At 40.8% G+C, this 22200-nt stretch carries 15 protein-coding genes; 4 read left to right on the forward strand and 11 right to left on the reverse strand.

Annotated elements, in window-relative coordinates; all coding sequences use genetic code 11:
* The first annotated feature begins 40 nt into the window (after positions 1 to 40).
* From ACO6S2_RS15855 to ACO6S2_RS15870, 4 genes are all read left to right on the forward strand, one after another.
* Positions 41 to 1198: a homogentisate 1,2-dioxygenase gene (locus tag ACO6S2_RS15855; protein ID WP_422359539.1), complete on the forward strand. Its 1158-nt coding sequence runs from the start codon at positions 41 to 43 to the stop codon at positions 1196 to 1198.
* 110 nt (positions 1199 to 1308) lie between these two features.
* Complete coding sequence (gene hppD, locus ACO6S2_RS15860) at positions 1309 to 2469, forward strand: 4-hydroxyphenylpyruvate dioxygenase (RefSeq protein WP_422359540.1); 1161 nt, start codon at positions 1309 to 1311, stop codon at positions 2467 to 2469.
* Positions 2470 to 2600: 131 nt separating this feature from the next.
* On the forward strand, positions 2601 to 3851 hold the full coding sequence (fahA, locus tag ACO6S2_RS15865) for a fumarylacetoacetase (RefSeq protein ID WP_422359541.1): 1251 nt from the start codon (positions 2601 to 2603) through the stop codon (positions 3849 to 3851).
* Positions 3852 to 4010: 159 nt separating this feature from the next.
* Positions 4011 to 4910, forward strand: coding sequence for a flavin reductase family protein (locus ACO6S2_RS15870; RefSeq protein ID WP_422359542.1), 900 nt, complete (start codon positions 4011 to 4013; stop codon positions 4908 to 4910).
* Here ACO6S2_RS15870 and ACO6S2_RS15875 read toward each other — a convergent pair whose 3' ends face one another.
* From ACO6S2_RS15875 to ACO6S2_RS15925, 11 genes are all read right to left on the reverse strand, one after another.
* A complete protein-coding gene (locus ACO6S2_RS15875) occupies positions 4911 to 5795 on the reverse strand; it encodes an alpha/beta hydrolase fold domain-containing protein (RefSeq protein ID WP_422359543.1) in 885 nt (294 codons plus the stop codon).
* Between the two features lie 5 nt (positions 5796 to 5800).
* Positions 5801 to 6748 carry a polysaccharide lyase family 7 protein gene (locus tag ACO6S2_RS15880; RefSeq protein ID WP_422359544.1) on the reverse strand — a complete coding sequence of 316 codons (948 nt, stop codon included), beginning with the start codon at positions 6746 to 6748 and terminating at the stop codon, positions 5801 to 5803.
* A 156-nt stretch (positions 6749 to 6904) separates the two neighbouring features.
* Complete coding sequence (locus tag ACO6S2_RS15885) at positions 6905 to 7663, reverse strand: SDR family NAD(P)-dependent oxidoreductase (protein ID WP_422359545.1); 759 nt, start codon at positions 7661 to 7663, stop codon at positions 6905 to 6907.
* A 331-nt stretch (positions 7664 to 7994) separates the two neighbouring features.
* On the reverse strand, positions 7995 to 9266 hold the full coding sequence (locus tag ACO6S2_RS15890) for an MFS transporter (protein WP_422359546.1): 1272 nt from the start codon (positions 9264 to 9266) through the stop codon (positions 7995 to 7997).
* A 6-nt stretch (positions 9267 to 9272) separates the two neighbouring features.
* Positions 9273 to 9647 (reverse strand): cupin domain-containing protein, encoded by a 375-nt coding sequence (locus tag ACO6S2_RS15895; RefSeq protein ID WP_422359547.1) that lies wholly within the window; start codon positions 9645 to 9647, stop codon positions 9273 to 9275.
* Positions 9648 to 9653: 6 nt separating this feature from the next.
* Positions 9654 to 11927, reverse strand: a complete 2274-nt coding sequence (locus ACO6S2_RS15900) for a heparinase II/III domain-containing protein (protein WP_422359548.1) — start codon at positions 11925 to 11927, stop codon at positions 9654 to 9656.
* Positions 11924 to 14212 (reverse strand): polysaccharide lyase 6 family protein, encoded by a 2289-nt coding sequence (locus ACO6S2_RS15905; RefSeq protein ID WP_422359549.1) that lies wholly within the window; start codon positions 14210 to 14212, stop codon positions 11924 to 11926. Before ACO6S2_RS15905 ends, ACO6S2_RS15900 begins: the two co-directional genes overlap by 4 nt.
* A 132-nt stretch (positions 14213 to 14344) precedes the next feature.
* The gene (locus tag ACO6S2_RS15910) at positions 14345 to 16333 is read right to left on the reverse strand and encodes a PKD domain-containing protein (protein WP_422359550.1); all 1989 of its coding nucleotides are present in this window, start codon (positions 16331 to 16333) and stop codon (positions 14345 to 14347) included.
* A gap of 11 nt (positions 16334 to 16344) precedes the next feature.
* Positions 16345 to 17772 (reverse strand): RagB/SusD family nutrient uptake outer membrane protein, encoded by a 1428-nt coding sequence (locus ACO6S2_RS15915; protein ID WP_422359551.1) that lies wholly within the window; start codon positions 17770 to 17772, stop codon positions 16345 to 16347.
* 32 nt (positions 17773 to 17804) lie between these two features.
* A complete protein-coding gene (locus tag ACO6S2_RS15920; protein ID WP_422359552.1) occupies positions 17805 to 20891 on the reverse strand; it encodes a SusC/RagA family TonB-linked outer membrane protein in 3087 nt (1028 codons plus the stop codon).
* Between the two features lie 212 nt (positions 20892 to 21103).
* Entirely contained in the window at positions 21104 to 21868 is a 765-nt protein-coding gene (locus ACO6S2_RS15925; protein ID WP_422359553.1) for a FadR/GntR family transcriptional regulator, read from the reverse strand.
* Positions 21869 to 22200: the final 332 nt, after the last annotated feature.

Consider the following 22200-nt stretch of genomic DNA (forward strand, 5'->3'; position numbering starts at 1 on the left):
TATAGGACTTCATTTTTTGAATCTAAAACATTAAACCACTATGCCTCAATATCATCAATTAGGTAAGATTCCGCACAAGCGGCACACCACTTTTAAGAAAGACGATGGAAGCATTCATTACGAACAGCTTTTTGGAACGATAGGCTTCGATGGCATGTCATCATTGATGTACCACCTCCACAGACCTACTATGGTCAAAGAGGTCTCGAAATCATATAGTGTAGCTCCGAAGATTGCTGAAGAAAAGAACATGCTCTCTTTGGCGATGGAAGGCTTTAAGGTTCCTTCTGAAAATGACTACTTAGATAGTAGAAAGACAGTGTTGGTCAATTCCGATTGTCACATTGTACTTGCGTCCCCTAAACAAAGCCAAACCGAATATTTCTATAAAAACGCTGATTGTGATGAATTGATTTTCATCCACAAAGGCACAGGTACACTCAAAACTCAATTGGGAAATATCACCTTTGGATACGGAGATTATCTATTAGTACCACGTGGCATGATCTATCAGGTGCATTTTGACACGGAAGACAATCGCCTGTTCATTGTAGAGTCTAAGCGACCTATCTACACGCCAAAACGCTATAGAAACTGGTTCGGTCAGCTGTTGGAGCATTCTCCATTTTGTGAGAGAGATTTTAGGAGACCAGCAGAACTAGAAACATTCGATGAGTTTGGAGATTTTACTATCAAAGTAAAAAAAGAGGACATGATGCATGAGTATATCTATGCCAGCCATCCATTTGACATCGTGGGTTGGGATGGGTACAATTATCCCTATGCATTCTCCATCCACGATTTCGAGCCGATTACTGGTCGTGTGCACTTACCTCCCCCGATTCATCAGACTTTCGAAACGGACGCCTTTGTGATTTGCTCTTTTGTGCCAAGACTCTATGACTATCATCCGGAGTCGATACCTGCACCCTACAATCATAGCAATATTGATTCAGATGAGGTACTCTACTATGTAGACGGGGACTTTATGAGTAGAAACAACATTGAAAAAGGAAACATCACCCTTCACCCTGCTGGCATTCCGCACGGTCCTCACCCGGGAGCTACAGAGCGAAGCATTGGAGAAAAAGTAACCGAAGAACTTGCGGTTATGGTAGATACCTTCAAACCACTGCAAGTGACTGAAGAAGCAATGAAAATTTTAATAAAAGACTACCACAAGAGTTGGTTGGAATAACTGAAGAGATTCGTTGGTAACAACACCAACTAAGGCTAAGGATTAAAAAACGAATGAAAAACCCCAACAGGGTTTGAAACTCCTGTTAGAGTAACGTAAAAAATAATATTATGGCAAAGCAAGTAGAAAGCGTAAACTACGGTTTAGAGAAAATATTCGAAGGAGCACAGGACTTCCTTCCATTGTTAGGAACAGATTACATCGAGCTGTATGTGGGAAATGCCAAACAAGCTGCTCACTTTTATAAGACAGCATTTGGCTTTCAGTCCTTTGCGTATAGAGGACTAGAAACCGGAAGCAAGGATGTTGTTTCTTATGTGTTAAAGCAAGATAAGATAAGGTTGGTCCTTACCACCCCGCTCAACTCCAAGCACCCTATCAACGAGCATATCGTCAAACATGGTGATGGTGTAAAAGTAGTTGCCCTTTGGGTGGAAGATGCAAAAAAAGCATGGGAAGAAACCACCTCAAGAGGAGCCAAATCATACATGGAGCCAGTCGTTGAAAAAGACGAGCATGGTGAAATCGTTCGATCAGGAATTTACACTTATGGAGAAACTGTTCACCTTTTTGTTGAGCGTAAAAACTACAATGGTGTATTCATGCCTGGCTTTGAAAAATGGGAGTCGGATTACAGCCCAGAATCACTTGGTCTGAAGTACGTTGATCACATGGTAGGCAATGTAGGCTGGGGTGAAATGAACACCTGGGTAAAGTGGTATGAGGATGTGATGGGGTTTGAAAACTTCCTTTCATTCGATGACAAACAAATCCATACTGAGTACTCTGCTCTAATGAGTAAAGTGATGAGTAACGGAAATGGAAGAATCAAATTCCCAATTAACGAGCCAGCTGAAGGAAAGAAAAAATCTCAAATAGAAGAGTACCTTGACTTCTATGAAGGACCCGGTGTTCAGCACATTGCAGTTGCAACTGATGATATATTAAAAACCGTAGCAGGAATGCGAGCTAGAGGTGTTGAGTTTTTAACCACACCTCCTGAATCCTATTATCAAGCAGTACCTGAAAGATTGGCTACTCATGATCACAAACTCAAAGAGGATCTGGAGAAGCTGAAAAAACTAGGCATCATGGTTGATGCTGATGAAGAGGGTTATTTATTACAAATCTTCACACGTCCAGTAGAAGACAGACCAACACTCTTCTTCGAGATTATCCAAAGAATGGGCGCAAGAGGTTTTGGAGCAGGAAACTTCAAAGCACTTTTTGAATCCATTGAAAGAGAACAAGAGCGCAGGGGAACATTGTAAATTCCTGTCGTCATACCTCGATTTATTCGGGGTATCTACATCCATCAGGCAGATTCTCTGGACAAGCCAGAGAATGACGGCTATATTTGAGCCTTTAATTTCAATAACCCAAAACATTAAAAAAGAATATAATGACAAAATCCTGGATTTCGGTAGCCGCTGAATCTGACTTTCCAGTTCAGAACATACCTTTTGGAATAGTAAAAAATGGAAAAAGCTGGTACGCCGCCTCTCGAATTGGTGAGTATGCCATCAACTTGGCCATTCTTCAAGAAAAAGGCTATTTGAAAGGCCTTTCGTTACCAGAGGGTATCTTCGAAAAACAATATTTGAACGATTTCATTGCCTTAGGTAAACCAGTTACCAACAAAGTGAGAGAAAGGATTCAAAGCGTTTTTGAAGAGCATTCAAAAAACGGACTTAGAGAAAATACGGTACATAGAAATAAAATATTGAAAGATGTCAAGAACATCACAATGAGTCTACCAGTGCAAATTGGCGACTATACAGATTTCTATTCTAGTGAACAGCATGCTTTCAACGTAGGCTGTATGTTTAGAGACCCAGACAATGCCTTGATGCCAAACTGGAAACATTTGCCTGTAGGCTATCATGGTCGTTCTTCGTCTATAGTCATCTCTGGTACTGATTTTCATAGACCAAAAGGTCAGCAAAAGCCTAGCGCAGATGAGCCCCCTGTATTTGGACCATGCAAACTGTTAGACTTTGAGTTGGAAATGGGATTTATCGTCGGGAAAGGCACTGAGCTTGGCGATACTATTACGACAGCTAATGCCGCTGATCATATATTCGGACTTTGTGTATTCAACGACTGGTCAGCTAGGGATCTTCAGAAATGGGAGTATGTGCCATTGGGTCCATTCCTGGCAAAGAATTTTGCATCGCATTTATCTCCTTGGATAGTGACCTTGGAGGCACTAGAGCCATTCAGAACCGAAGGTCCAAATCAAGACCCGAAAGTTTTACCCTACTTGGAGTATGAAGGCAATCATCACTATGACATCGAACTGGAAGTGGCTATTGAAACGGAGAAAGGTGAAAGTAAAACAGTGAGCCAGTCCAATTTCAAGTACATGTATTGGAACATGATTCAGCAGCTCGCACATCATACGGTGAATGGTTGTAACGTACAGCCAGGTGATATGATGGCTTCTGGTACAATTAGTGGCCCAGAATCACATCAATATGGATCCATGCTGGAAATAGCCTGGCAAGGAACTAAGCCTGTGCAGATGCCAGATGGTTCAGAAAGAAAATTTATCCAGGACGGCGATACAGTCGTAATGAAAGGATTTGGAAATAAAGACGGTGTACGAGTTGGTTTTGGTGAAGTAAGAGCAAAAGTACTGCCGACTAAATAAAGCAACATTACCCAAAAGTGATCTTTGATCATTCATTTTTAAGTGTTGTTAATCCCGGCCTAACCGTCGGGATTTTTTATTTGAATTGTCGGTTTCTTCCTAACGGCAGTCTGTTAAAAAACACTATTTTTAAGCTTAACAAAAAACATTGAATTCACGATGACTTCTATTGATCCAAAATCGGTGTCTACCGCACAATTTCATTCTGTACTTCTTTCTGCTGTTGCACCTCGACCCATTGCCTTTGCCAGCACCATCGACGAGGACGGAAATGTAAATTTGAGTCCGTTTAGTTTTTTCAATGCCTTTAGTGCCAACCCTCCGATTTTAGTTTTTTCACCTGCTCGACGGGTACGCGATAATACCACCAAACACACGTTAGAAAATGTACTCAAGGTACCAGAGGTAGTCATCAATATCGTAGACTATCCGATCGTAGAGCAAATGTCCCTGGCCAGCACGGAATATGGAGACGGCGTCAACGAATTTGTAAAAGCCGGTTTCACCGAAGTACCTTCAGAAAAAATCAAACCACCAAGAGTAAAAGAATCTCCAGTATCCTTTGAGTGCAAAGTACTGGAAGTGAAAGCCATGGGTGATCATGGAGGTGCCGGCAATCTGATCATTTGCGAGGTGGTAATGGCTCATGTACAAGATCATCTTTTGACTGATGATAACAAAATAGATCCTACACGGCTAGAACTTGTGGCCCGCATGGGAGGTAATTGGTACACTAAGACCAATTCAAATTCTATGTTTGAAATACCCAAGCCTTTGACCACGATGGGTATAGGGTTTGATCAATTGCCTGAAAATGTGAAAAACAGTGCGGTACTTACAGGAAACAACCTAGGCAGACTGGCCAATGTAGAGCACATTCCTACAAAAAATGAAATATTGAATATGGCGAGAGAACCTGAAGTAAGCGCCATCTTGGAAAGTTTTGCTGACGATGAGGAAAATCTGGAAAATGAATTACACCTATTAGCTCAGAAATATCTCGATTCAGGCGAAACTGCTTTTGCTTGGCAAGTGATTTTACAAGGAGAGTATTTGTAACTACAAGCCCAATTTCTCGAAAAAACTTAATAGTGCTTCATTGAATTTATCGTTTTCTTCTTTAGAAAACTTTCCATGACTCCCATTTTCAATGGTAACAAACTCACTTTGTGCACCGGCACGTTGAAGCATTTCGTGCAGCTGTTTTGACTGAGTATAAGGTACTGTTGGATCCTTTTTTCCATGCACAATAAATACGTCTGGGCTTGAACTGTCTATGTAGTTAATTGGAGAAACAGACCTCACAAAGTCCAAGTCATTAACCCTCGTACCTAACCATTTCTTAACAGAGGGTGCTTGACAAAATGGTTCTAAATCTGCTACGCCATATTTATCGACAATCGCCAAGATTTCAATCTTTTTTTCACAAGAACATCCATTGTCAAACGATCGATCATCATTAAGCAAACCAGCCATCAGCGCCAGATGCCCTCCTGCAGAGGCTCCCATCATTATTACTCTATTTTGATCAATTCTATACCTGCTAGCATTATTTATTAAATATATTAGAGCGCACCGGACATCTTCTATCGCTGCTGGAGCCTTAGCTACACTTTCAAGTCGGTACTCGACATTGGCAACAACAAAATTTTTCTCAAAGAACTGAGAAAATCCTCTTTGTGATTCTTTCACTCCATGATTCCAACCACCTCCATGAATATTGATTACCAACGGATGTGACTCAGTGGTATCCAACGGAAAATAAAGATCTAAACGTCCTTTCCAACCGTCTAACTCTTTATAAATCAAATCAATATTTTTTGTATAACCTTTGGGTACGTTTACTGGCGCATAGACTACCTCCTGGGCATATAAAGAAACGGCCAGCCCACACCAAATTTTGATGAGGCCAGCCGTCAGTAGGAGATTTTTAATATTTTTCAAGTCAGTTATTCATGACTGACTTCCAACTCGTAGTATTTCACTTTAGCGAATGCATCTTCATCCAATGTAGTGAGGTAATTCCCTGCCTTGAAGTAGTTTTCGAAGATGCCCCACCGTTCCATGTGGATATCATCATAAGTCATAGTCTGATCATCATTTAGCGTGATTTCCATCTTGCCATCGGATACTTTCACCTCCAGAGTAAATTTGTTGAAATCTACTTTTTCATCGAAGTTCACGCCTGTCAGATCTCCCCAAGCATCCGTGTGCAATGCCTCAGTATCAGTAGCATCCAAATCCTTTAGATACTTAGTATGTACACGTACATAACCATCCTTCCAATAGATTTTAAGCACTGGAGGAGCATTATTATCGTCTTCTCCTATCAAATCTCTCTGCGCATTGGTCAACCGACCATGAATTTGCATGATGATAGTTCGGTGATAATCTCCGTCGCCTTCTTTGGTAATCGTATCCATGGCTAAAGTGCCTTTCATATAAGCTCCATCAGCAAACGTCCAATTGGTACTATTACTTCCAGACACCATTTGCTCTCGCAGCTCGGTCCTGGAATACTTAGTGTTGTTAGTTGTCGCTCCTGGATAAGTGTAAAACACCAAACTTCCATCTGTAGAATCATTGTACATAAATGGCAGCAACGTTTCATTAGTTGCATACTCCAATATTTCTGGCGGTTCTACTTCTGTAGGATTACCAATCGGCAAGGTGACTTTCCAATGGTTCAAATCAATATTGGGCAAAAAATAATCTACTCCTTCAACCAAGTCGCTTTCTGGTTCTTCTTTCTCTTCCTCCTTTTCCTCAGTCTCAGTCGTTTCCTCCTCGCTTTTTACTATTTCATCCGCTTCATCCTCACCGCATCCATTGCCCATGACCACGAACATGGCCAATAAAGCACAGATCAAATATTTTATCCCCTCAACTCTTTTCATCCTTGTACTATTTATAATAATATTTCTCTTTTCTACTAACTTCACTTAACGTAAAATACTATCCCCAATTGCTAATTAATCCATAGAATCAAATTCAGTGCTAGAATTGGGCAGATTCAGAATATTCTCATTCTGGATCTGCCCAATTCTAATTTATTAGATACCTAATGCTTGTCCACCACCAATTTGGATAGTTTCAGCAGTAATGAAAGAAGCATCATCACTTCCCAAGAAGGAAACAACAGATGCTACCTCTTCAGGTTCGCCAATTCTTCCCAACAAAATGTTGTTTTTCCATGATGCAAATACTTCAGGCTTGGTTGCCTTAATCTGCGCATGGAATGGTGTGTCAATCGTACCTGGAGATACTGCATTTACTCTGATTCCGTATTCAGCCAAATCCTTAGCTAATGCTCTCGTGATGGCATGCACACCTGCTTTAGATGTTCCATAAATACCAGCACCAGGCCCTCCTGCATTCCAACCTGCATTAGATGTGTAATTTATGATGGAAGCATTTTCGCCTTTCTTCAAGAATGGAATAGCCGCTCTTGAAGCAAAGAATACAGAATCAAGGTTTAAAGCCATAACAAACCTGTAAAACTCAGTGGTCATTTCTTCAAATCGAGCTCTACCGCCCAAACCACCGGCGTTGTTTACAAGAAGGTCTATTTTCCCATACTTCTCTCCTATTTTGGTAATGTTTTCTGTCACCTCAGCTTCGCTAGTCACATCAAACCCATAGTACTCTGCAGTAATTCCTTCAGCCTCAAGTTCTTTTACTCTTTCGGCTCCTTTATCATCTTCAATGCCATTCAATACAACAGTGTATCCATCTTTACCTAATCTCTTTGCTACCGCAAATCCGATTCCTCCTGTAGCTCCTGTAATGATCGCTACTTTATCTTTCGCCATGATATTTCTATTTAAAATTCAGTTATTCAATTAATCGCGGGCTTATTCTTTTCCCAAAGAAGGCAGAATCCATACCCAGGGTACAAGTAGGTTGTCTCAAATGAATAGATACGGTAGAAAAAGGCGACAACTAAACCTTTTATCTACTTGAAATGACAGCGTCAAATCAGTTATACTATTCAAACTCTAAACTCCTTCAGAGTCCATTTTAAACCAGCTGTATAGCATTCAATTCCTCAAAACTTGTTGGCCCAAGTAGTGAATAAAATCGTACGTTACTAGCCAATTCCTTTATATTCCAGTAGCCTACAACTCAGGCCACTTTATTCTCTTAATCTTCCTGATCTACAGGTTTAATTTCTTTCGCAAAAAAGTAAATCGACATTATGCACAATGGCACAAACAAGGCGATCATTACGAAAATCGGCGTGTAAGAAAATTTCTCTGTGATCACTGGAACTAAAAAGTTCATGATAATCACCGAAAAGATTCCCACCGTTCCTCCTAACCCCGCCAAAGAGCCTACTGATTTGCCACTGAATAAATCACTTGGTATGGTTTGGATATTGCTAATTACAAACTGAAATCCGTACAACACAAAGGCTACGATGGCAACAAACTTGACCGCCGTATCTCCTGCAAGGATGGTAGCGACAAGCCCCAAGAACATAATCACACAACCAACCATAATTGTTTTCTTTCTGGCTTGATCGACGCTTGCCCCATTGATAAGCAATCGACCAGAATAGTACCCTCCAGATAAGCTACCTAACGCAGCACCTACATAAGGTACCCAGGCAAAAAACCCAATCTCCTTTACATTGAAGCCATAAACATCCGCCAGGTAAATGGGCATCCAACCCACGAACAGCCACCAGATTGGCTCTACAAAAAATCTGGAAGCTAGTACTGCCCATGATTCTCTCTTCGATAGAATTTCCGTCATACTCAAGCCAGGCTTGTCATCTGCCTCTTTTGTTTCATTCAACCCAGAAAGAATATGCTCTTTCTCTGCCTCTGTAATCCATGGGTGCTTGGCTGGTACATTTTTGTTCACAATCCACCAGGGAATGATCCATACCAAACCTAAAAGACCCAATAGAACGAAAGTCATTTTCCAACCAATCATTACCCAAACTATGGCGATTAAGGGAGGAGCTACAATAGACCCCAAAGCCGCTCCTGAGTTGAATATCCCTTGAGCAAAAGCTCTTTCTTTTACTGGGAACCACTCCGCGTTACTTTTCACAGCACCAGGCCAGTTACCTGCTTCACCTAACCCTAACAACACTCTGAAGAAGCTAAATGAAACTACTCCGCGAGCAAAGGCATGAATAGCCGTAGCCAATCCCCACACTGTAATGGAAATTACAAACCCCAACCGAGTTCCGATCTTGTCAAACATTTTCCCAGAAAGTGATTGTCCCACTGCATAGGCTACCAAAAACACATTAAGTATAATGGCATAATCAGCCTTGGTCATCCCCAAATCCTTGGATATATCTGGCCACATAATAGCCAATGCGGATCGGTCAATATAATTGATCACAGTAGCCAGGCACACGAGCCCAACAATCCACCATCTTAGTCCTTTTATCTTCATCTTCGTTTAATCTTTATCTCCAAAATACGAAACGCCTCCTCCAGTGAGAAAATCCTCTCTGACTGGACTGAACGTATCAATCAATTGACCTTCTTCCAGACAAACGGCGCTGTGTAGCAGATTGGGTTCGATATAAACACCGTCTCCAGCAGATACGGTCTGTTTCACACCATCTATTTCAAATTCGAACTTACCCGATACTACATAAGTAGCTTGCGTATGAAAGTGACTATGCGGTGACCCAAGTGCACCTTTTTCAAACTTTACAGACACCATCATGATCTGATTATCATATCCGAGAAATTTTCTGGAAACTCCGCCGCCAAGCTCTTCCCATTCCATTTCTTTTGTCAATATGTATTTCTCGCTATTTCTTTCCATTCTTACTTAAAAAATTCTAAAATCATAAATTCCATTCCATTCCAACCGCTCTTTGGAAGTTGCTACTGCATGTGTACTTGTCTCTTCATCATTTGCTAATGAAAAGGCAAACTGGTAGTACTCTCCAGATTTTAGTTTAAAACCAACTACAGCATAAGCTTCTGACTGATGCAGTATTTCCAAATTGGCAATAGAAGTGAATGAGTTTATCGGGCGCTCTGATGCGTAATCATAGCTACCATGTGTTTCATAAAGGCTCGCGAAAAGTGTATTTCCACCTTTTCTACGATGGATCAAACCTGGATCTCGTCTAAGGTTAAAGTTCGGATCAGTTGCCCCGATTCTGGTTAAAATCATCTCGTCTCCAGACTCAACTGCAGAGGTAACCGTATAAAATTTCTTGCCATTGAACCATGTCATGCTGAATACATCACCCACCAATCCTGTCTGTGCCTCAGCCCACAAATGCTGATAGCCGTCATTTGTACCCATTGGAGTAAGGTCTTTGTTCGTCTCAAACTGCTGATTAGAAGACATGAACTCGCCCATGTAATAAAGAGGTAAGTCATACCTAGTCCCTTCAGGTGCTTGCACTGAAAACAAATCTATCACCAATGGGTTTTCTAATTCTTCAACGTCTACTACGGCCATCGTTCTTTGCATCTCTATACCATCATAGGCGTTCATCTCCTTGGCACTGGCAATCTGAACTGAGCCCTCACCTAAGAAGTAATAAGGCGTTCCAGAAGTTTTGTCTGCCTCCCTTACATTTCCATCAAAATGGGAGTCTTTGTCGACTACAAGCGTGTTATGAGCTACTGTTTCTTTCGCCCAACTATGGTTTTCTTTGAGATACCCTCCTCCATCTTTGTGCTCTATGTTTACCCAACGTGCGGCACCATAGTCTTGAATCACTTCACCCGTTTCGTCATACAACAAGAAGCCTAAACGGTCGAAGTGGCCATGCCCCATGCCGTGTTTTGCATATTTCATCATCAAAGTCAAGTCTTCTGACCGGATGATGCCAATAGCACCTTCATCACCTTTCGCTCCATCAGTCAGCTCCATGCTTTTGTATTCAAATTTCTTAGCCTTGCCTTCAGCAACCCCTTTGGCTGCAGCCATACCAGCATTGTTCAATGGCACACGTCCTTGATTCTCTACTATAGATAACAACCCTGAATCATTGCCTCCAAATGCATAAGCCATGCTCACTGCATTCACAAGCTCTCTTGAAGACAGTGACATACCTTTTTGCGAATCGTTAATAGGAAAAAATTCTCCGCTAGCGTTTGTCTGATTGATCAAGGCATAAATTGCTTTGATCAATAGGCCATCTCTATAGCCTAAAATTTCTAGTTCCGGTCTCTTATTAGCCAATGCTTGTGCAAAAATCAGGAATGGATACATGGCATATCTCTGATAGTACGGTCCTTCGGTATAGTAGCCATCTGGCGAAAAGGAATGATCAATTTGCGCCAGAAACCCTGCTTCTTTTTGTCCTTCCGGTTGTATATCTCCACCGTCATTGTCTTTGACAATATCTCCAGCTACCTGAATGTCCAGGCCATAAAGTGCCCAATTGATGAGTTCTTCATCGTCCATAACCAATCCAATCATCCCTACTGCTGCATTTCCCCAGGTACTGTGATTATGAATTCGATTAAAGAACTGTGGGTTCTCAACAGAAACATATTCAGCATAGGGTCTGAACAACTCCTTATTTAACTTCTCCCTGGTCAGTTCATCTAACCAATCATAGATACAATCATACCCTTGACCAGCATACACCAACCAATTCGCATCATTCAGACATTGCCAAAAGATCTTTCCACGAGCGTAAGAACGCTCTGCAGGATGTTTCCCAATGGTCGGCCACATCTCTGCATAGGCCAATAACATGTCTCGTACATAAACCGCATACTTTTCCTCACCGGTAATCTGGAACAAGACTCCAGCTTTCTGCATGATGAAGAAGTTGGACTTATGACGCTCGTGCGTATACCCTCCTGCCAGGTCCTTAGGAACAGGCACTTCTATTCCATTAGTGATTTCAGCATCTACTTCTTTAGTGACCGCTTCCAAGGTCTGATCAAAGAGTGGTACTTGTCCTAAATTGGATTTGATTTCAGCAACTCCTGCTGAGGTGAGGACCAAGCTTGGGTGTTCATCAGATAGGGACTGTTGCTCTGTAGACTCAACTCCCTCGACACAAGAGAGTAGTGACAGAACAACAGCCACACTAAAACCTATGCTGATATAACAAAACTTTATCTTCATAGCGATGATCCGAGTTTCTCGCCATCGCTTCCATTGGCATTTTTGGCCAATTTAAGATTTGACAATGTTGCAGTCTTGTCGCTGATCATCAGCTTTGACTGGTCGATATTGCAATCTGTTATTTTCGTGATCGGCTCACCTACTGTATGGAAGATATCGAAAGTCTTAATGTCATCGAATATGGAATTCGATATCAAAGTCTTCTGCACGCCATGTAGCGTAAATGCCTTCCCCCCTTTATTTTTAGGACCATATCCCACTTTTTCAAACGAACAGTGATCAATGAAAAGCAGTGGCCCAAACGTGCTTTCGTCGCTTCCTCCTCGATGCAGATTTACGATTTCCTTACCGATATTTTTAAATGAATTGTTATTGAGGATAACAAACTCAGCGTTGTAGATTCCAATGTCATCAGACTCTTGATTCAACTCTAGAATAGTACCACTTACATCGCTGAATTTAGAGTTTTCAATAAGAACGCTATCTGCAAAAGTGTTTTTATAAACCTTTAAAATATTGAATGAGTGGTTGACATCTAAATCTCTAAACTCGCAGTTGTTGATGAATAATTTGTAGTTTCTATTCATTGAATATCTACTGGTAGACACCACAGCATTGCCAGCATAATCAGGGCACTCAGCTCCATCGATAACCAAGCCTTCCATTTTAAGTGCTCCACCATTTTCTATCACAAACAAATTTGATTTTTCAAACTTCAAGACGGCACCCTCTGAAGACTGAACAGTGACAGGCACATTCAACGGAACCTTCTTTTCCAATAAATACTCCCCAGCAGCCAAGGTGTAAACATCGCCAGCCTTTGCGTTTTTCATTACATCAAACAAGTCAGTTCCAGCTTCAACAGCAATAGTTCTACCGTAACCAAACGTCTTACTGTTGGATGGCTTGGTATACCAAGATGGACCTGTAGCCTCTTTGGATACAACAGAAAAGTCAGCCGTGATACCCGCTGTAATATTTTCATCCATTAAACCATAAATTCCCTTTTCAGTTTCTACTATCTGCGACTTGACAGCCTCAAATCCAGCACCCAGAGATTGGATGTTTGGGCTCAGAATATTCCCATCGAAAGAAATACCTGAAATATCATCGTATACCGTAAAAACATCATCCTTAGATTCATTCCAAAAGATGTTGTTTGAAATGGAAGTGGTCTGTGGAATGGCACTTCTCTCCGCATCACTACCCGCACACAGCTGTACATAATCGCAGTTAATGAACGTGTTATTATTGATCTCAGAATCTTTGACCGGATGATATCTATTGATTGGCGAATTAGGCACGCCGTTCATTACCACTAAGGCACCTCTGAATCTATGACCGGTAAGTCCGTAGCCATAGTTATTAATTACTTTTTGTTTTTCGTTGATGACTCTGATACCACCTGTATGTGGTTTTCCATTACCAAAGAAAGCATTGCTCTCTGCAGTATTTTCATTGCCATGTCTGAAGGTCAAAGTACCAACACACTCGTCGAATACATTGCCTTTGAATAGGTTTCCGCATGATTTGTTTGAGATGATTTCATGCTCACCATCGCAGCGATCGAAGTAGTTGTTGATCACTTGTGTATTTGAAAAAGATAAAGAGTAATGGCTGGTGCCAATTCTAAGTGTCTCTCCACCGTTGGCGCCTAAGTTTTCTCTAGGGCCGAAGTAGTTATGATCGATCAGGTGTCCGTTTTCAAGACTTTCTTCGGAGTTGAGTCTCACTGCCATGGTCACCCCTTTGTTGCCTTTACCAACTAGGGCATTATGATCGAATCGATTGTTTTTACCATACATTCCCACCCAATAGTCGCTTTCATGTCGCTCTGGATTGGAATAGTTGTCTACTAATGTTTCTGTGATTCTACAGTTGTTGGCTAAATCATCCTTTTTGATTTTGAAAGAGACCACTTCCGCGGTAGGTGTGTATCCGTTTGTAAAATGCAAGCCACTTACTACGACATATTCACCTGCCAATTTCAAATTTGAAGCACCAGTTAATTGTACACCGCCAGCTGTTTCAGCCATTACAACGATTGGAGCCTCTGCTGTTCCTTGGGCTTTGATGACCAGTTCAGCATCCTTCCATTCACCATTTGCCAATCTGATAGTATCACCAGGGTTAGCAATAGCCAGCTTAATTTTCAACTCCTCTGCGCTACTTACCGCATCAACCGCTTTCGTCTCAAATCCGCACTCTGTACCGAACATCACCAAGAGCATAAGCAAGCTCAAGGTCACTGGGTTGATCAACTGTAAATTCTTCAATTCTTTCATTTCTTGTTTTGTTAGGAGCCAGCTCACGCTAGCCATCCCTATATTGTTGATGGATCTAAAAGAATCAGACCTCATTTTTTGAAAAAATACACACCCTGAAAAACTCAGAGTGTGTATGAATTTTATATCTAATTAATCCGCATCTACTATTGCAGCAGGAAGTATTTTGATATTATCATAATATGACTTACCTCCATGTGCCCACATCCAGATAGATACTTCACCACTAACAGGTGCAGTGAACTTTCCTCTAATGGTTCTCCATTGTGGGCTGTCAGACCCTCCACTTATCTCACCATTAGAAACAGTTCCTTGAAGTTCAACTAAACTAGATCCATCCAGCGAAGCTGCCAATGCATTTGATCCATCTGCAAAGTGACCATCCAATATTTCACCTGCTACTACAGTACCGTCAGCATTGTTATATGAGAATTCAAGATAGTATTCAGAACCAGGGTTAAGGTCCATCTCCTGATACGCATATCTGGTGTCAGTATCTGGTGTTGACCCATCAGCATTTGCACACTTCGAACCATCAATTTTCGCACCTCTAGTTTTTGAATCTGTGTCAGTTCCATTATACAACTGGAATGCACCATCACTACTACCACCATAAGGGGTATCTCCTGTTATCTCATCTCCTGAATAATCATTCGGTCTCCAGAAATCTCTATCATCACCAGTTTCAGTATCTTCAAAATCTCCACCTAACACTTTTGGAACACCAATTGCTAGCGTCGTTGATTTTTCATTTTCAAAGCCTGTACTACTTATGGCCGTAAGTGTAACCGTATAGAAACCAGGTCCACCGTTGTAAACGTGAGTCACTGTAGCATTTACGTCCGTTGTGCTGTACGAAAATCCATCACCAAAATCCCACGCTACACTTGCTGCAGTAGTCGACTCATCTGTAAAGTCGATAGTATATATATCGGCTCCTTCAGCATATGAAAAATCTGACGTAACTGGTGAATGAAGATCAAACGTTATTGAAAAATCAGCAGAAAGACCTGCATCATTTTTGGCGGTTAACTTCACAGTGTAATTACCCGCTTCTGCATATACGTGCGTCGGGGATACTTCTGTAGATGTATTACCATCTCCAAAATCCCATTCGTATGAGGTAGCATCAACCGAAGCATTAGTAAACGTATAAGACAAATAATTGATATCGCTCTGCTCACTAGAGAATGACACTGATGGTGGAATAGCGCCATCAGGAGCAATATCAATAGAAAATTCATCTAGCCTTGTCTCCACATTTCCGTCGTTCCAGAAGTAAATAGCCACTGTGGTGTTTTCACCTGAATTGAATGCTAATCTCTGCTGTACGTAAGTAGAAGGGTCAGACGTATCATTAATAGTTACAGATGCAATTATACCTGCTTTGGCTTCCACAGCACTGCTGATTGGTCCATTTTCGGTAACACCAACAATAGACACCGTAGCCCAAGGGTCTGAAGAATCATCCTTCATGGTATACCAGAAGCTCAAATCATAGTTTTGATCTGCTTCTACCACAAATTCTTGATATCCCTGACGAGGGTTATCTGGCTGAGCCTCTAATTTAGCGGCCTGATCTCCAAAACTTACCGGACTACCCGATATTCCAAAAACCGAATTCTCATCTGGCCAGGAGTTTCCTGACTCTGTCCAAGACTTTGATCTCCACGGGTCTCTTCCATCTCCAGTATCCCCATCACCTTCAAAACCAGATTCTTTTAATACTGGCTGATAAGGGCCTTCAACTACAGAAATAGTTATTGTGGTATCCGATTCTATGCCCAGTTTATCCGTGGCCATAACTGTTACATCATAGTTACCAAAAGCTCCATATGTATTCGAAGGATTTTCTTCATCAGAAGTATTACCATCACCAAAATCCCAGGTAAAATCTGTAGCACTTTCGGACTGATTTGTAAATACAATTTTCTTTTGATCCTCCGGATCTGAGCTATAGGTAAAAGCAGCCTTTGGTGGTGTGGTATCCTCAATAGACCCCGCTCCAGGCAACGTATCGTTTTCACATGCCGTGATAAATATAGCACTGGTGATTAATGAAAATCCAGCTAGTAAGTTCATCACTTTGATGAACTTACCTGTTTTTATATTTTTTGTCATTGATTTCAATTTTAGTATCCAGGGTTTTGACTCAACAATCCTTTACTCAAGTTGATTTCTCTTTGAGGGAAAGGGAGTAATAGATCATTAGCTGAGAAATTGAATCCATTGGAAGAAGCAAATGCTCCTAATGTACTTTCAGCTAACCCTAATCTTATTAAATCAAACAATCTATGATTTTCGAAAGCCAACTCAACTCTTCTTTCGTCAGCTAAGTCCTGCTTGGTGATGCTACTCACCAAAGTAGTAAGACCTGCTCTATCTCTCACTTCTTGAAATGATGCCAGGGCTGCTGTGTTAGAAATAGGGCCATCTGCGCCTGCAAGTAAAGATTCCACGTGCATCAACAATACATCAGCATATCTCAGCACAATCCAATCATTGCCTGCCAAAGTAGGGTCACTTGATACTGCGTCTATTCCCAAATTTTCATCGCCATTTGGCAAATATTTAACCACCTGTGAATGGATTGGCTGTAAGGCATCAACTCTCATTGAATAGCTAGCTCTCATGGTACCACCCAGTGCTGTAAGTGCAGCTTTCGCATCATCAGTCACATAGTTGACTCCACTGGTTCTACCCACGGCGTTTAACCACTCTGCTGAGAAGTTTTGACTATCATTACCATTATCAGAATCATATCCAATGGCAAAAATCACCTCATCATTTCCTTCTGAATAAAACAGTTGGTTAAAGTCTGTAGCTAAACTAAACTCAGTACTTGAAATGATGCTTTCACAAAGCGTCTGTGCGGTGCTATAATTACCCAAGGTTAAATGAACCTTAGCCAATAGTGCCTGTGCTGCAGCTAGAGAAGCTCTGTTTTTATAAGTGTTATCCAAATTAGCTACTGCAGTTTCCAAGTCGCTCACGATTACTGCATACACGTCTGCTGAAGCAACTCTAGTAAAAGCCGTTTCTTGATCCGACGGTTGGATCAGTTCGGTGGCTAATGGTATATCTCCAAATAATCGTACAAGGTTAAAGTATGCATAAGCTCGTACAAATTTGGCTTCGCCTTCGAACTGCCCAGCTTTAGCTGCAGAAGCGTTCTCGATATTAGCCAATACAGTATTAGCTCTGAAAATCACATTATACATGCTCGCATAGTAATCTGCTACTATGCCATTGGTCGCCTCTACAGCATAACTTTCGAATTGAGCGGTTTCACCTTCACTACTTTTAGTTTTAGTGTTATCACTTCTCATTTCGGTAAGGTAAAACTCAACCTGAATACCGTGTAAATCAGTTGTAGTTGTAGAATTGATACCTTGGATACCATCATACATGGCAATTACACCCGCTTCAAGCTCTGTATCATTTTGATAGAAGGCATCAGCGCTAATTGCTGAATTCGGCGCTGGAGACAAAAAATCGTCTTCACAAGCGATAAGGTGTATCGCAAGTACGAACAGCGCTATGATTCTTAAATTTTTCATAGTATTTTCTTTTATATTCATGATCACCCTGATTAAAATTCAATGATTACACCTGTCACAACTGATCTAGGAATAGGTGCTCCCGCACGCTGATAACCATAAGTTGTAGGAGAAGTAGTGGTCAATGATTCAGGATTAAAACCCGTGTAATCACTAGCTTTTAGGTACATCAGGTTAGACCCACTTACATAAAGTCTTGCACTGGTCATGCCTACTTTCGAAGCCCATGCAGCTGGCAAGTTGTAACCCAGATTCACGTTTCTAAGCGCTATATAAGAAGCGTCTTGAACGATTGAATTGGTGAAAATTTTCTGCTGAATAAACTCTTGATCTGGAGTCACAGCCGGATCATAATCCTGTCGGCTGTTGAAGTGGTTATACAGGTATTGATCGCCCATATTTCTTACTTCTGCACCATGACTACCCTGGAACATGAAAGACAAATCAAAGTTGCCAAAAGTAACCGTATTGGTAATACTCCAAATAAAATCAGGATATGGATTGCCTAATATGGTTTTGTCACTATCATCGATTACACCATCACCGTTCAAATCTCTCACATATACATCCTGAGCTTGCGCACCAATTGGGTGATAGGCATCGTTCAAATGTTCCAAAGCAATTTGTCTATCAACGACATAACCATAAAAAGAAGAGATTGGATCGCCTACAGAGCTAATCCATTCAGCAGCTCTTTTTGAATCCACACTTTGGATTAACCCATCAGAGTCAGCAAAGTCCGTCAGCGTATTTTTGTTTTTAGAAGCCAAAACAGTAGTTGTCCATTTGAACTTATCTGTTCTTAGGTTCGTAGTTCTCAACTCTACTTCAATACCTTCGTTTTTAACTTCTCCAATGTTTACTAGAGCATTATTGAATCCAGTTACTCCTGAAACATCTACATTCAATAACAAATCATCACTAGTACGTCTATATACGTCAACAGAACCTGAAATTCTATTATCCAAGAATCCGAAATCGATACCAGGATTAATTTCAATAGATCTCTCCCAGCCTAGCTCAGGGTTAGCAATGTTTTGTGGATTGAAAGCTGCAGCAGTTCCTCCACCTACAACAGCAGTTCGTGAACTCAATAAAGCAGTATGAGAATACCAATCATTTAACCTGTTTCCGGTAGAAATTTGATCATTACCAGTGATTCCATAGCTGGCTCTTACTTTCAAGTTACTGAGCACACTTGATCCTGCAAGAAATGCTTCCTCTGATATTCTCCAACCCACAGATGCCGCAGGGAAGTTACCATACTTAGTTTCCGAACCAAATACTGAACTACCGTCTCTTCTTAAACTGATAGAAGCCAAATATTTGTCTGCGAATGAATAGTTCACACGTCCAATAAATGAAAGTAATCTCTTTTCTCTTTCTCTAGAGCCCCAAGATGAAGCAGTTGATGCTGCATCTAACGTGGGTACATAATCAAATTCATATCCAGTACCACCAACGTCAGTATATCTCTCCTTAAAAGTTTCTGCCACAATACCTGCTGTTCCAGAAATATCGTGATCCCCGAAAGTTTTAGAATAGTTTACGAATGATTGACCTACTATATGAATCTTATTCTCATTATTGATGGTCAAAGAAGCTGCAGATGCACCATTTCTGTTAGACTCAACACCTTGGTATCTTTTTCTTTCAGTATTTTGATAATCTCCAGAAATAGCTGCTTGAATTGACAAGTCATCTGTAATCTTATATTTGGTATAGAACTTACCAAACATCTTGAATTGCAGGTCTGTCCTATCCCTCTCCAAAACTTTTGCAGCCGGATTAGTATTAGACGTATTGCTAATATCTATCAAAGTACCGTCACCATCTAGGTCATAATTATCGAAATGACGCTGAAGCGCATAATCACCAACTTGTACGTCAGGGTATGTGGTTCTATCTACGTATTGAATCGTATTTTCATCATGATAAACGGGTAACCATGGCGTCTGCCTTAAAATATCATGAGTAGATCCATCGAATCTCCTTCTTTCGGTATAAGAAGGGTTTAGGCTTACACCAAATGATAAATCATCATTAACTTTTGTATCAACCTTGGCCTTGAAATTATACTTCTTGAAATCATCCGTCAACAATACGCCTTCATCGTGCGCATAGGTCATTGCTGTACTGAACGTAGTAGACTCATTTCCACCACGTGCACTGATTGTATGACTTTGCGTATTGCCACCATCGAAAATGATGTCTTGCCAGTTGTTATCAACTCCGATCAATTCTTTATACCTTGATCTATCTGACAACTCTCCATTAGCAGCTCTTTCTGCAGCCATACCATCTGCCACAGAGGTATTGTAGTCAGGGTTGTTTTGAACATCTTGCCATCCGTAAAAACCATTGTAAGAAAACTTCGTCTTCCCTGATTCTCCAGACTTGGTAGTAATCATCACTACGCCGTTTGCTCCCCTAGAACCAAAGATGGCAGCAGAAGCCGCATCTTTCAAAACCTCGATGGATGCCACATCATTCATGTCGATGTTTGACCAAAACTCGGAATCAACCGCAATTCCGTCGATAACCAAAAGTGGGCCAGAACCGCCAGTAATTGACCCTACACCTCTAATTTGGATAGTAGGTGCTCCACCTACACCATCAGGGCTAGTAGATTGCACATTCATACCTGCTACTCGACCGACCATTGCCTGATCCGCTCTTGAAGTAGGAATTTGATCAATATTGGTGTTTTCCACCTTCGAAATTGCTCCAGTCAAGTGGGACTTCTTTTGAGTACCATAACCAATAACCACAACTTCTTCTAGTTGTTCAATATCTGGCGACAGAGAAATATCTATGGTAGATCTTCCGCCTACACTCACGCTTTGTTTCAAATACCCGATAAAAGAAAAGTCCAAAACCGCATCAGATGGGGCTTGAAGTTTATAGTTTCCATTAATATCTGTTACAGTTCCGGCAGTAGTGCCTTGTACTAGAATAGTAACACCAGGTAGTGGCTCATTTTCTTCAGAGTTTACCACCCCTGATATGGTGATGTCCTGAGCGAATACCGGCGTTATTATCATCACATTCAACACTAGCAACAAAAGCGTCAAATTCAGCTTTTGGTAGTGTTTAGATAATAGTAAAATGTTTTTCATTTTAAATGATTTTGTTCACACTTAGTAAATAGTATTTGCTGATGCGGGTAGGTAAAAAAGACACTCATTTACTGTAGAATAACAGTATTTAGTTATCTTTGAATCAGCAATTGATCTCTTCAATGAAATACCGATGGCCAAATTGATATTTCAACATTGATAGATCGATCCCGCTTGTGAATGGGTTGACCCTTGGTTAATCCATTCTTTTTTTATGTACCTGTCAGTTCTCCATTAACTCCTTCATTTTTATTGTTATATAATTGTTCTACTTGTATCGTTTTAGAATAATCAAGGATATCCACTAAATGCCCTCGCATTTCCTTTGCCACCGTCTCTCTATCCTGATTTTTAATTGCTTCCAATATTCTTTCGTGCTGCTCTACCGCCTTGTTTGACCTTCCATCACCACACACATCGTGCTGCTTGAAATAAGACAGTATATCGGGAGTAATAATCAACATCAAAGATTTAAGCACTGAGTTTTTGCTCGCCTCAGCAATTTTCAAATGAAACATCAAATCTTCTTCTACAGCATGATCTGCTTGTTCGATTTTCGCTCGGTGAGCAAATAATGCCTTTTCTATTTCTCTGAGATCATTACCTGTTCGACGCTCAGCGGCTAATACTCCACTGTTTACTTCCAATATAACCCTAGTCTCTACCAATGAGCTAAAGTCATCTCCTTCCAACTTTAATACATCAGAAATCAATCCTTCCAAAGCAGTAATGCCCATACCTGCCACGACAGTTCCACTCTGAGGGAGTGTCTTGAGGATTCCATAAAACTCCAATTTTTTTATAGCATCTCTAAGGTGGGTTCTACCTACACCTAATACATCACAAAGCTTTCTTTCTGATGGAAGCTTGTCTCCGGGCTTCAATTGACCGGAAGTGATAAGTTGCTTGATTTGGTTGATAATTTGATCAACCGGAGTTTCAATAACTATCTGACTAAAATTTTTAAGCAATTCCATTGTTTTGTCTTAACATCATTGTTGATTGGTCGACCAATTTATAGTAAATTATTTTAAATACAAAATTTACCATGAAAAAACCTGTCATTTAGCAGGACTCTGCTGAATTGTAAAAACGGCTCAAGCTTGCTAAAAAAGCCTCTATCTCCAACATAGATGCTATATATGACAGATAATATGTAATAATTGTAAAGTACAATAAAACTACTCTTCTCATTGATCGACCAGTTACGTTTACCAATAACAGTTGTTTAAAACATGATTTATCTTCTAATTGCTAATTGGTTCACCAGTTACTAATCGACTAAACTGTGTTCCTTGAAACATTTATT

This window comes from Reichenbachiella sp., from assembly GCF_965233835.1.
Taxonomy (GTDB): Bacteria; Bacteroidota; Bacteroidia; order Cytophagales; family Cyclobacteriaceae; genus Reichenbachiella.

Bases quoted from the DNA above. Each gene is read 5' to 3' on its own strand.
- ACO6S2_RS15855 (WP_422359539.1), top strand. From the start codon at position 41: ATGCCTCAATATCATCAATTAGGTAAGATTCCGCACAAGCGGCACACC.
- hppD (WP_422359540.1), top strand. From the start codon at position 1,309: ATGGCAAAGCAAGTAGAAAGCGTAAACTACGGTTTAGAGAAAATATTC.
- fahA (WP_422359541.1), top strand. From the start codon at position 2,601: ATGACAAAATCCTGGATTTCGGTAGCCGCTGAATCTGACTTTCCAGTT.
- ACO6S2_RS15870 (WP_422359542.1), top strand. From the start codon at position 4,011: ATGACTTCTATTGATCCAAAATCGGTGTCTACCGCACAATTTCATTCT.
- ACO6S2_RS15880 (WP_422359544.1), bottom strand. From the start codon at position 6,748: ATGAAAAGAGTTGAGGGGATAAAATATTTGATCTGTGCTTTATTGGCC.
- ACO6S2_RS15885 (WP_422359545.1), bottom strand. From the start codon at position 7,663: ATGGCGAAAGATAAAGTAGCGATCATTACAGGAGCTACAGGAGGAATC.
- ACO6S2_RS15890 (WP_422359546.1), bottom strand. From the start codon at position 9,266: ATGAAGATAAAAGGACTAAGATGGTGGATTGTTGGGCTCGTGTGCCTG.
- ACO6S2_RS15895 (WP_422359547.1), bottom strand. From the start codon at position 9,647: ATGGAAAGAAATAGCGAGAAATACATATTGACAAAAGAAATGGAATGG.
- ACO6S2_RS15900 (WP_422359548.1), bottom strand. From the start codon at position 11,927: ATGAAGATAAAGTTTTGTTATATCAGCATAGGTTTTAGTGTGGCTGTT.
- ACO6S2_RS15905 (WP_422359549.1), bottom strand. From the start codon at position 14,212: ATGAAAGAATTGAAGAATTTACAGTTGATCAACCCAGTGACCTTGAGC.
- ACO6S2_RS15910 (WP_422359550.1), bottom strand. From the start codon at position 16,333: ATGACAAAAAATATAAAAACAGGTAAGTTCATCAAAGTGATGAACTTA.
- ACO6S2_RS15915 (WP_422359551.1), bottom strand. From the start codon at position 17,772: ATGAAAAATTTAAGAATCATAGCGCTGTTCGTACTTGCGATACACCTT.
- ACO6S2_RS15920 (WP_422359552.1), bottom strand. From the start codon at position 20,891: ATGAAAAACATTTTACTATTATCTAAACACTACCAAAAGCTGAATTTG.
- ACO6S2_RS15925 (WP_422359553.1), bottom strand. From the start codon at position 21,868: ATGGAATTGCTTAAAAATTTTAGTCAGATAGTTATTGAAACTCCGGTT.